This window comes from Streptomyces sp. 150FB, assembly GCF_000818195.1.
Classification (GTDB): domain Bacteria; phylum Actinomycetota; class Actinomycetes; order Streptomycetales; family Streptomycetaceae; genus Streptomyces.
Map to the genome: position 1 here is coordinate 4,453,743 of NZ_JTHL01000001.1, position 10,374 is coordinate 4,464,116.

Annotated in this window: 10 protein-coding genes and 2 tRNA genes; 7 read left to right on the forward strand and 5 right to left on the reverse strand. The window is 69.8% G+C overall.

Annotation, left to right across the window (positions count from 1 at the left end):
* The coding region (locus tag QR77_RS47465; RefSeq protein WP_173476322.1) for a DUF2797 domain-containing protein at positions 1-620 on the reverse strand (620 nt) is incomplete at its 3' end.
* A 182-nt stretch (positions 621-802) separates the two neighbouring features.
* On the opposite strand from QR77_RS47465, the gene QR77_RS19005 reads away from it, so the two are divergent.
* Positions 803-1,774: an aldo/keto reductase gene (locus tag QR77_RS19005; RefSeq protein ID WP_040023115.1), complete on the forward strand. Its 972-nt coding sequence runs from the start codon at positions 803-805 to the stop codon at positions 1,772-1,774.
* A 36-nt stretch (positions 1,775-1,810) separates the two neighbouring features.
* Here QR77_RS19005 and QR77_RS48795 read toward each other — a convergent pair whose 3' ends face one another.
* Both QR77_RS48795 and QR77_RS48800 read right to left on the reverse strand, forming a co-directional pair.
* Entirely contained in the window at positions 1,811-2,248 is a 438-nt protein-coding gene (locus tag QR77_RS48795) for a LysR family transcriptional regulator substrate-binding protein (RefSeq protein ID WP_052488894.1), read from the reverse strand.
* Positions 2,232-2,660 (reverse strand): LysR family transcriptional regulator, encoded by a 429-nt coding sequence (locus QR77_RS48800; protein WP_052488895.1) that lies wholly within the window; start codon positions 2,658-2,660, stop codon positions 2,232-2,234. The genes QR77_RS48795 and QR77_RS48800 overlap by 17 nt, the downstream gene beginning before the upstream one ends.
* A gap of 134 nt (positions 2,661-2,794) precedes the next feature.
* Between QR77_RS48800 and QR77_RS19015 the strand changes: the two genes are divergently transcribed.
* The 4 genes from QR77_RS19015 (at position 2,795) to QR77_RS43770 (ending at position 6,724) form a co-directional block, all read left to right on the forward strand.
* Positions 2,795-3,187: a tautomerase family protein gene (locus tag QR77_RS19015; protein ID WP_040023116.1), complete on the forward strand. Its 393-nt coding sequence runs from the start codon at positions 2,795-2,797 to the stop codon at positions 3,185-3,187.
* 726 nt (positions 3,188-3,913) lie between these two features.
* Positions 3,914-4,660: an IPT/TIG domain-containing protein gene (locus QR77_RS19020; RefSeq protein WP_040028260.1), complete on the forward strand. Its 747-nt coding sequence runs from the start codon at positions 3,914-3,916 to the stop codon at positions 4,658-4,660.
* A 191-nt stretch (positions 4,661-4,851) separates the two neighbouring features.
* Positions 4,852-5,868 carry an IPT/TIG domain-containing protein gene (locus QR77_RS19025; RefSeq protein WP_052488896.1) on the forward strand — a complete coding sequence of 339 codons (1,017 nt, stop codon included), beginning with the start codon at positions 4,852-4,854 and terminating at the stop codon, positions 5,866-5,868.
* 379 nt (positions 5,869-6,247) lie between these two features.
* Complete coding sequence (locus QR77_RS43770) at positions 6,248-6,724, forward strand: Ig-like domain-containing protein (protein WP_078876876.1); 477 nt, start codon at positions 6,248-6,250, stop codon at positions 6,722-6,724.
* Positions 6,725-7,012: 288 nt separating this feature from the next.
* Here QR77_RS43770 and QR77_RS19035 read toward each other — a convergent pair.
* Both QR77_RS19035 and QR77_RS19040 read right to left on the reverse strand, forming a co-directional pair.
* Positions 7,013-7,085, reverse strand: a tRNA-Arg gene (locus QR77_RS19035).
* A gap of 184 nt (positions 7,086-7,269) precedes the next feature.
* Positions 7,270-7,360, reverse strand: a tRNA-Ser gene (locus QR77_RS19040).
* A 299-nt stretch (positions 7,361-7,659) separates the two neighbouring features.
* Between QR77_RS19040 and QR77_RS19045 the strand changes: the two genes are divergently transcribed.
* Both QR77_RS19045 and QR77_RS19050 read left to right on the forward strand, forming a co-directional pair.
* Positions 7,660-8,094: an SSI family serine proteinase inhibitor gene (locus tag QR77_RS19045; RefSeq protein WP_040023117.1), complete on the forward strand. Its 435-nt coding sequence runs from the start codon at positions 7,660-7,662 to the stop codon at positions 8,092-8,094.
* Between the two features lie 270 nt (positions 8,095-8,364).
* The coding region (locus QR77_RS19050) for a PAS domain-containing protein (RefSeq protein WP_150130573.1) at positions 8,365-10,374 on the forward strand (2,010 nt) is incomplete at its 3' end.

Below are 10,374 nucleotides of genomic sequence, written 5' to 3' on the forward strand. Positions count from 1 at the left end.
GCCATCCGTTCCAGCGACGGGGGCCACCCCTCCAGCGCCACCGCACGCGTGTACGTCCGCCCGATCTCGCCCGTCCGCTCGTCGGGGGGCGGCAGCTCGGACCGTACGGCTCGCTTCCGCGCGTACGGGATACGGTCCGGCACGCCGAGCGCGGTCCGCAGCAGCTCCTCCGTACGCCGGGCCGCCATCAGCGGCCCGCGCCCCAGCCAGGTGAACACCACGGCGCCCTGCCCGAGCAGCCGCGCGTCGCCACGCTCCTCGGCCGTGATGCCGACCTTCACCATTCCGGGACCGAACCACGCCAGATAGACCCGATAGGTGCGCGGATCGTCCGCGATCGTGTCGGCGGCGACCGAATGCGACCGGTCGAGCCGCGCGCACTCCGGGCACTGGCCGCCTGTACTGCGTCCGGGCACCCGGGCCCGTACGGGACACACGTTTCCGCGCGCTCCGGCGCACCACCGCTCGCCGAGGGCGCGGAAGCCCACCTCACTCCCGTAGGAGAGCGCGCTCTCCCGGCGCCGTCCGTCGTCGCGCAGCCATATGAGGACGGGCGGCGCTCCACCCGTCCAGCGCAGCCCGGCGCAGCTCCACGCGCGCGTGGTGGTGGTGTCAGTCATCGTGGAACGATCGTAGGAGGGGCCACTGACAGGCGCGGCGGGTCGACGGGTGGATCACTCCGGAGAGCCCTGGGGACCCGACGGAGTTAGCGTCGAGAGAGAACATTCATCACATAATCCCCCGAGATGGGGAAAACACCGCAGATCCCGTATCCCACCCTCCCACCAGAGGCGGAATCCACATGAAGCACGTCACACTCGGCGATCTCGACGTCGCCCGCATGGGCCTCGGCTGCATGGGCATGTCGGACTACTACACGGGGGCGGGCACGGACGACGCCGAGTCCATCCGTACCATCCACCGCGCCATCGACCTCGGGACGAACCTGGTGGACACGGCCGAGGTCTACGGCCCGTACGCGAACGAGGAGCTGCTGGGCCGCGCGCTCGTCGGCCATCGCGACCAGGTCGTGGTGGCCACCAAATTCGGCTACATCTCGCACCGCGCCGGCGGAGAGAGGACTACCGACAGCACTCCGGAGAATGTGCGCGTCGCCGTCGAGGGCTCCCTCAAGCGGCTCGGCATCGACCACATCGATCTCTACTACCAGCACCGCGTGGACCCGAAGACTCCCATCGAGGAGACGGTGGGCGCCCTGGCCGATCTCGTACGGCAGGGGAAGATCCGCCACATCGGCCTCTCCGAGGCGTCGCCCGACACGATCCGCCGCGCGCACGCCGTACACCCGATCACCGCGCTCCAGACCGAGTACTCGCTGTGGAATCGCGAACCCGAGCCGGAGATCCTTCCGGTCGTGCGCGAGCTGGGCATCGGATTCGTCCCGTACTCGCCGCTCGGCCGGGGCTTCCTCACCGGCACCATCCGCTCCACCCAGCCCCTGGACGAGAACGACTTCCGCAGGACGGACCCGCGCTTCAGCGACGCGAACTTCCAGCAGAACCTGCGCATCGCCGACGAGGTCAGGGCCGTCGCGACGGAGGCGGGGGCGACAAGCGCGCAGGTGGCGCTCGCCTGGCTGCTGGCACAGGGCGACCACATCGCGCCGATCCCGGGCACGAAGCGGGTCTCGCGGGTGGAGGAGAACTCCGCGGCCGACGCGCTGGTGCTGAGCGCGGAGCAGCTCACGCGCCTCAACGCGATCGGCCAGGCCGCCGGCGACCGCTACGGGAACATGTCGCAGGTGGATCGCTGACGCCCACCGCGCCACACTCACCGGTGTGGAAGTGCGTCAACCGGCCCTGATACGGCGAGTACCGGCCGAACACCCGCTGGTCGCAGGACTGGCCCCGGGCGCCTGAGGTGCCCGGGTGCCACTCGTCATGTCCCGGTCGCGTCGAGTACGGCCGGGGGCAGGCGGGCCCACGGAGTCGACGAGGGCCCGTACGGCGGGCGACCAGGGCCGGTCGTCCGGTCCGCACAGCATGAGGCGCCTGCTGTGGTGGGGCTCGACGGGAACGAGGACCAGGTCGGCCCGGGCCGGCATGGGCATATCGGTCCTGGCGGGAATCGCGCGCCCCCTCATCTGAACCATGCTGATGAGCGTTCCAAGATCCCGGATGCGATGGCTGGGCGAGAACCGGGCCCTGGCCGCCTGGTAGATCTTGCGTACGTCGCGCTCGCAGCCGTTCGGCGACAGGATCAGCGGATCATCATCCAGATCGGTCACATGAACGGCTTCCTCGCGCGCGAGCGGATGATCCTGGCGGAGCAGCGCGTACGCCCGGCAGATGCTCGAACCAGTACCGCAGCAGCGCGGGCAGCAACCCCTGACAGACCGTGGGCGTGGAGGCGAGCCGCACCGTGCCGCCGACCGCCTGGTCATGCCGGGCGGCCGTGTCGCAGATCGCGTCCGTCGCCGCGAGAGCCACCCGGGCCTGCGGCAGCACCCGTTCCCCCAGCGCCGTCGTCCGCACCGGTGCCGCACGCACCAACAGCGGCGCGCCGAGGGCCCGTTCGAGCGAGGCGACGGCATGCGACACCGCCGACTGACTCAGCCCCAGCCCCGGGGCCGCCGCCCCGAACCCCCCGGCGTCGACCACCGCGACGAGCGCGCGCAGTTGGGGCAGGTTCACCGCCATGCGTCCCTCATGAGCCCACAAACCAAATGAGTTGGACTCATTATCCCAGATCAGCAAGGCTGACACGCGTCCTCACGGCGGCGCTCCCCGCTCCCTTCGCCGCACATCCCAACCGACCGAAGGTGGTTGTTGTCATGCCCTTCATCCGCATCACCGTCTCCGACCCCGAGCTGCCCGCGCCGACCCAGCAGGCACTCGCGGACGGCTTGACGGCCCTGGCCGTCTCCGCCCTGCACAAGTCCGCCGACCGCACCACGGTCCACATCAACCTGGTCCCGGTCGGCCGCTACTTCGTGGCGGGCCGCCCCCCGGAGGGATGCACCGGCGCCCATGTGGAGGTGAGCATCACCGCGGGCACCAACAACGCCGCCGAGAAGGCCAGCTTCATCGCGGAGGCGTACGACCTGATGAGGGAGACGCTGGGCGCACTCCCCCCGATCGCCGGGGTGGCGCTGTACGAACTCGACCCCGAGAGCTACGGCTACAACGGGATCACGCAGTTCGACCACTACCGCCAGAGTCACTGACCCCACCGGGAGGACCACCCCGTACGACAGCTCGCGATCAGTGCCCGTCGGCGGGACGGTCCGGATCCGTCGGCGGCGCTCTCCGGCTGCGGCGCGGGCAACGGTCCCTGAGCCGCCATCCGAGTTCCGGGCTTCGAGCGCACCTGTCGCTCACGTTAACCCGATCGAGTGACACGGCGACCTGAAGCTTGTCGCATATACGGGGATTGCGCCTTACTGGAGGTATTCCAACCAATGGGCAGCCCGTACCGCTCGGGACGCGTGGCGCCGTGGTGGGCTCTCCTTCCACACGTGGGGAGGGTGCAGGTCCGCCGCGACCACGATGGGCATCCCGAGGGGGGTTGGATCGCCAGTCGGTGCCGCTCGCGCGGCGCCGACTGGTCTTTCTGTGCCGGCCGGAACCCGACTGCGTGCGCCGGTGGTACACAGCGATCGCCATGGCACGACAACCATCCAAGCTCTGCGCTGAACGCCTTGTCAGACATATCTCGCTGTGGGGTACTTGGAACAGCGAACCGGTGGGCCGCCCATCCCATTACCGGGGATCACGGGTAAAGGGCGGCGTCCGCCGGTTCTTCCTTTGTGCGCCTACGAGGGAACTTCATGGACCCGGCGCCACGGTTCAGCCGTCCGTCCTCCCGCGATGGTCTTCCCCGGAAGTCGACCTGGCAGTCCCCCGGTTCCGCTGTGTCCTCCGGCCCTTTCGTGTCCAACGAGGAGTCCCTCATGCCCATCTCTCCGAACCAAGGATCCACCGGCGGTGGCACCCTGGTGACCGTCACCGGTACGAACCTGTCCGGCACCACCGCCGTCACCTTCGGAGCCAAGCCGGCCACCAGCGTCACCAACGTCTCGCCGACCCAGGTCACGGCCGTGTCGCCCTCGGGCGCCGGCAGCGTCGGGGTGACCGTGACCACCGCCGGCGGCACGAGCAATCCGATTCCGTTCTTCTACGTCGGAGCCCCGTTCAAGTCCTCGCTCGCGCCGGCCTCCGGCCCCCTGGCCGGCGGCAACACCGTCACGATCAACGGTGTTGGACTGGCGACGGCCACCGGTGTGTCTTTCGGCGCCAACACCGCCACGCCGACGGTCGTCTCCGACACCCAGCTCAACGTCACCGTGCCGGCGGGCGCGGCGCCAGGCCCCGTCGGAGTGAGCGTGACCACCGCGGGTGGGACGAACAACGGTCTGTCCTACACCTACGTGGACGTTCCCACCGTGACCACCGTCACGCCGGCCTCCGGTTCGACGTCCGGCGGTACCGGTGTGACCATCACCGGCACCAACCTCGGCACCACCGAGTCCGTCACCTTCGGCGGCAACCCCGCGCCGTTCTCCCTGGTGAACTCCACCACGATCTCGGCGGTGACCCCGCCCGGCGCCGCCGGCGCGGTCGACGTGGAGGTGACCAACCCGGCCGGCTCCGACACGGCCGTCGGCGCGTTCACCTACGTCGCGGCCCCCGGCATCTGATCCCCAACCACGCTGCCGCCCGGTCTTCACCGGGCGGCAGCCTCCCTGAACTACCGCTTCGCGAGCAGTGGTTCCCGATCTCTCCGCCGTCCGACCACGTGATCCTCAGTGGGCGGACGGCCCTCATCCGCCGCGCCCGGACCGGCGTCCGTCACCCGGGGCTCCGCCCAGGCTGCCAGAGGAGCATCCTCATGCCGCCCACGATCAGTACCATCAACCCCTCGCAAGGGCCCACCACAGGGGGTACCACCGTCACCCTCACCGGCACCGGGATGACGGGGTCCACCGCCGTACGGTTCGGCACCACCAACGCCACGTCCTTCACCCTCAACTCGGCCACCCAGATCACGGCGGTGAGCCCGCCACGCGCGGCGGGTGCCGTGGCGGTGACCGTGGTCCATCCGACCGGCAACAGCAACTCGGTGACGTTCACCTACGTCGTGGCACAGGTACCCGCGGTCACGAGTGTGGCGCCCAGCAACGGTCCGACGTCGGGCGGCACCGGTGTCACCCTCACGGGAACCGGGTTCACCGCGGCCACGACGGTGACCTTCGCCGGGGTCCCAGCGACGTCGTTCATGGTGAACTCGGCCACCCAGATCAGCGCCGTGACACCCGCCGGAAGTGCCGGGGCAGCCGTGGTGACCGTCACGACACCGGGGGGCACCAGCGCCCCGGACGCCTTCTTCTTCTACGCCGCGCCACCCGTCCTCAGCGGTGCCGGCCCCGCCCAGGGCCCGGCGGCCGGAGGCGTGGTGGTCACACTGACCGGGAGCAATCTGCTCAACGCCGGTACCGTACGGTTCGGTAGCACCAACGCCGTCTCCTTCACCGTGGTGTCGGCGACACAGATCACGGCCACCGCCCCGCCCGGTACGGGCAGTTCACCGATCACGGTGATCACCCCGGGCGGCACGAGCAACCCCGTCGCCTTCACCTATGTCGCCACACCCACCCTGACGGCACTGGCGCCCAGTGGCGGTCCGACGTCCGCGGGCACCGTGGTCACCCTCACCGGCACGAACCTGGCCACGGCCACGGCCGTCGCCTTCGGGGGTACGGCCGTCTCGTTCACCGTCGTCTCGGATACACACATCGCGGCCGTCGCGCCCGCGGGACCCTCCGGTCCGGTCACCGTGACCGTCACCACGGCCGGCGGCACCAGCCCCGGGCTGACCTACACCCGGGTCGCCGCACCCGGCATCTGACATCCGGACGTCGGGGGCAGGAGCCGCCGCGCACACCACGTACCGCCCCTCGCGCCGCTCTAGGCCCTGTTTCCCGGATCTTCGCGGGCCCGGAACGCCTGGCACGGCACCTCGCCGCGTTGTCGGACTCATCCAAGTACGTCCAGTACGAGGACGATCCTCCGCCATGCGATGCACCGCACCAGACGCCCCGGGCTCATCCACGAAGATCCGGGAAACAGGACCTAGCTCTCGACTGCCCGACGATCGGCGCAGACTGATGATCCAACCAGGTTACTTGTCGGCGCCACCTCCCAGAAAGGCAGAAAAATAGCCATAGCGTGACATTCTTCGGCGCCCGCAACCTGCGAGCCCGGCAACAGAACAAGGAGCCGAACTGGTGAGGATCACACCGCGCAGAGGGAGACTGGTGGTCGCCACAGCCCTGGCCGCCGTGCTGGGACTGGCCTCGCCCGCCTGGGCCGTACCATCGAGCACCACGGTGACGGCCACTCCGCAGTCCGCCCAGGTAGGCGCTTCGGTGCAACTGGCGGCCACGGTCGACTGTCCCGGCGACGCCACCGGCGGGCTCGGCGTGACGTTCTTCGACGACAGCACCCTTCTCGACACCGTGCCGGTGAACGCCAACGGCCAGGCCAGCTACACCACCACGTTCACCACGGTCGGCTCGCACACCATCACCGCCGCGTACAACGGCACCGCCGAGTGCGACGCCTCCAACAACACCACGACCGTCCAGGTCACCTCCGCCCCGACGCCGCCCGATCCGACCCCCGGCTTCTGTCTCCTCGTCTGCGGCGGGCTGATCAACTTCTCCGTCGGTGACATCAACAACACCGTCAACATCTCCAAGTAGAGGTAGACGCCCCGGAGTCACCAGCACCCGCGCCAGGTGCAACGCGCACGATCGTCGTCGGCGATCGCCGAACCTTCCTCAGAAGCGAAAACCTTCCGCATGGCGGAGCCGCCCAGGACAGCACCACACCGGAGATCTCCGAACGACGCGCGGCTTCTGCCCACCGTGGGCGCATCCTCGCTCGGCGGCGAAGGGCAGGGGCGCCGGGAGCGGCTGCGCTCGACGACTGCCGTCACGGGTGTACGCCAGAGGCCCCCCGGATTTCTCCGGGGGGCCTCTGAGCTGCTGTGCACTCGGCAGGATTCGAACCTGCAACCTTCTGATCCGTAGTCAGATGCTCTATCCGTTAAGCTACGAGTGCTCGGCTTCCCGGGCTTTTCTTCCCGGTCGGCGCTGCGAGAACAACATTACATGACCTGCGGCGCCAGGTGAAATCCATTGGTCGGACCCCCGCTGAGCTGCGAAGACACCCGAAAGAGGGTAGTCGGCAGCACCCGTGCACGACCGAAGCCCCGGCCTGGTGGCCGGGGCTTCGGGGCAACGCGCGGAGGCGGAGGGATTTGAACCCTCGATGGGTGTTAAGACCCAAACCGCATTAGCAGTGCGGCGCCATAGACCGGACTAGGCGACGCCTCCAACTACACCCGCGCCTGCGCGGATGGTGCGTGCAGATGATGACACAGCCGAGTGGTGTGTCACCAATCGGTTCTCACGGTACTAGGCGCGTGGGCCGTAGAGCAAAGCAGCTTCCGGGCGCAACGCCGGGGGCTGACGCGCGTTAGTGATGACGGGCAGTGTCCGCACTGTCGGCAGTGTCGGTTGTGCGCGCATTTTCCGCTGTATGCGTATTTTCTGTTGTTGCGCTTTTTCCGCATTGCCCTTGTCGGAGCTGTCACCCGTCACGTCGTGCGTCACCCGCCTCAGGAGTTGCTGCCATGCTGCGCCACCTCTTCCTCACCGCCGCCGGTACGGCCCTCGCCGCCGCCCCCTTACTGTCCGCACACGGGGCGGCGCCGCTGCCTCTCCCCGTACGGGTCAAGCAGGACAACTTCACGGTTACCGTCACGAACCCCGAGAACAGCAGGGCCAAAGGGACGTACGAACTGAAGTGCGGGCCGACCGGGGGGACGCATCCCAAGCCGCAGGCCGCCTGCGACCGGCTGCTGGAGCTCGGCAGGAGCGCCGGGGATCCCTTCGCCAAGGTGCCGGCGGGCGCGGTCTGCACCATGTTGTACGGCGGTCCCGCCACCGCCCGCGTCACCGGTGTCTGGAAGGGACGCGGCGTCGACGCCGTCTTCAACCGTAAGAACGGGTGCGAGATCGCCCGCTGGAAGAACCTCGAGCCCCTCCTGCCCACCCTGGGGTCCTGAGCACGGTGAGAGCGGGGGCGGCGGCGGATCCGAGATGAAACCACCAGGTCGTCAAGGTTGCCTTCGGCCGGGCCCACACCGGGAAGGCGGGCCGCGGGGGGACCGTTTCCGTACGGTCTGCGCACACAACCTTGGTGAGAGCTCCCCCTCATCCGCCGCCGCGCCCCCCTCACCTGCCTTTAGACTCCCTTCAGTGACAGTCCGAGACCCGAGAGGGAAGATGGGTCCGGCCGCCCGCAAGGTGCAGTGGTTCAGGGAGGAAGCGTCGTCGTGAGCAGCAGGCCATCCCGAGGCGCTGCTCGCCTCGCGGCGATACTCGACGCACTCCCCGACGGCTTGGTGCTCGTCAACGCCAACGGCACGGTCGTCAACGCCAACACCATCGCTCTCGAACTGTTCGAGACGCCTGGTACCGCGCTGGTCGGACGCGGACTGCTCGACCTGCTCCCGGAGTTCGACTCCAAACTGATCCCTGGCTCGATGCGCCGCCCCGAGGCGGCCGACGAGCGCGGCAGGACCAAGCCGACGCGGATGATCGCGCGGCGTACGGACTCCAGTGAGTTCCCGGCCGAGGTCACCAGCGCGAGCCTGGAGGACGGCAGGGACGCGTACAACGACATCCACAGCTACACCGGCGACGAACTGCTGATGCTGGTGGTCCGGGATCTGTCCGGGACCATGGACACCGAGGCCGAACTCGCCCGCTCGCAGCGGCAGACCGAGATGATCCTGCGCGCCGCCTCCGAGGGTGTCGTCGGTACGGACACCGACGGCCGCGTCGTCCTCGTCAATCCCGCCGCCGCGCAGATCCTCGGCTTCCGCGCCACCGACCTGGGCGGCCGCGAGCTGCACACGCTGATCCTGCACTCGCGCGCCGACGGCGAGCCCTTCCCGTACTCCGACTCGCCACTCGCCGACACGTTGCGCTCCGGGCGCAAGCACCGGGTGCGCGGGCAGGTGTTGTGGGCGAAGAACGGTTCCGCGGTGCCGGTCGACCTGACAACGGCGCCGGTACGGGACGGGGAACAGCTCGTCGGGGCCGTCATGACCTTCACCGACCGCCGCGCGCACGAGGAACTCCTCGAACAGCACGCGACGGAGCTGAAGGAGACCAACGACCGCCACGAGGCGAGGCTCAAAGAGACGACCGAGCGGCAGGACGCCCGGCTCGCCGAGACGACCGAGCGCCTGACCTCGCAGCTCAAGGAGGTCACGGACCGGCTCAGCGGCGAGTTGGCTGAGGCGACCGAGCGCCACGCGGCCGAGCTGGCGGACCGCAGTGACCGGTACGCGGCCGAGATCGAGGAGTTGGCGGAGCGGTACGCGGACGTCAGCGCGCTGCACGCCCAGCTCACCGCCGTACTCGGCGAGTCGCTGCGCGGACCGCTCATCGAGCTGCGCGGCGAACTGGCCGGGCTCGCCGCCGATCCCGCCGGGCAGCTCTGGCCCGAGGCCAACCAGATTTTGCACCATCTCGCCGCCGGGTACTCCCGGATGACGACGCTCGTGGACAACGTCCTCGGTTACCAGCGGCTCAACTCCGGCGGCGAGACGCTGGTCAAGGCGAACGTGCTGCTCGACGGAGTCGTCGCGGCCGGCGTCGAGGGCGCGATCGAACTGATCGGCCCCGGCCGGGCGCAGTTCGCCGTGCACGCTCCGCCGATCGAGGCCCAGGTGGACGCGGGACGGCTGGCGACAGCGCTCGCGCATCTCATCGCCGATGTCGCGGGGGTCGACTCGACGGGCAGGGCGCGCGTGGTGCCGGGCGGCGGTTACGTCGACTCGACGATCGTGGTGGCGGCGGCGCAGCGCGGTGATGTCGTACGGATAGAGGTACGCGGGCCGTTCGCCGGCGGCGACCCGGTGCACGAGCCGATCGTGCGCGGGATCGTACGGGCGCACGGCGGCGTGCTCCAGACGCACGAGATGCCCGGGATGAGCGGCAGCGCCTATGTGCTCGAACTGCCGCTGGGCGAGGGCGCGGGATCGGTTCCGCCGCCCGCGCAGCCGGCGCTTCCCGCGCAGCAGGGACCGCAAACAGGACCGGGTACGGGTACGAGCGGTACGGGCACAGGGGCCGGTACGTCGGGCGGTGGCCGGCGGCGCGCGCGGCGCGCTTCGACGGACGCGTTCCTGGAGGGCCCGGCCGAGGAGCCCGGGGAGCCGACCGGCCGGCGCCGCGCCCGCAGCGGCGGGTCCGGTGACAGCGACGGGGCCGGAGCCACGCCCGCGGCGGGAAGCCAGCAGGCGCTGATCCCCGCGCAGGACTCCACCGGCGAC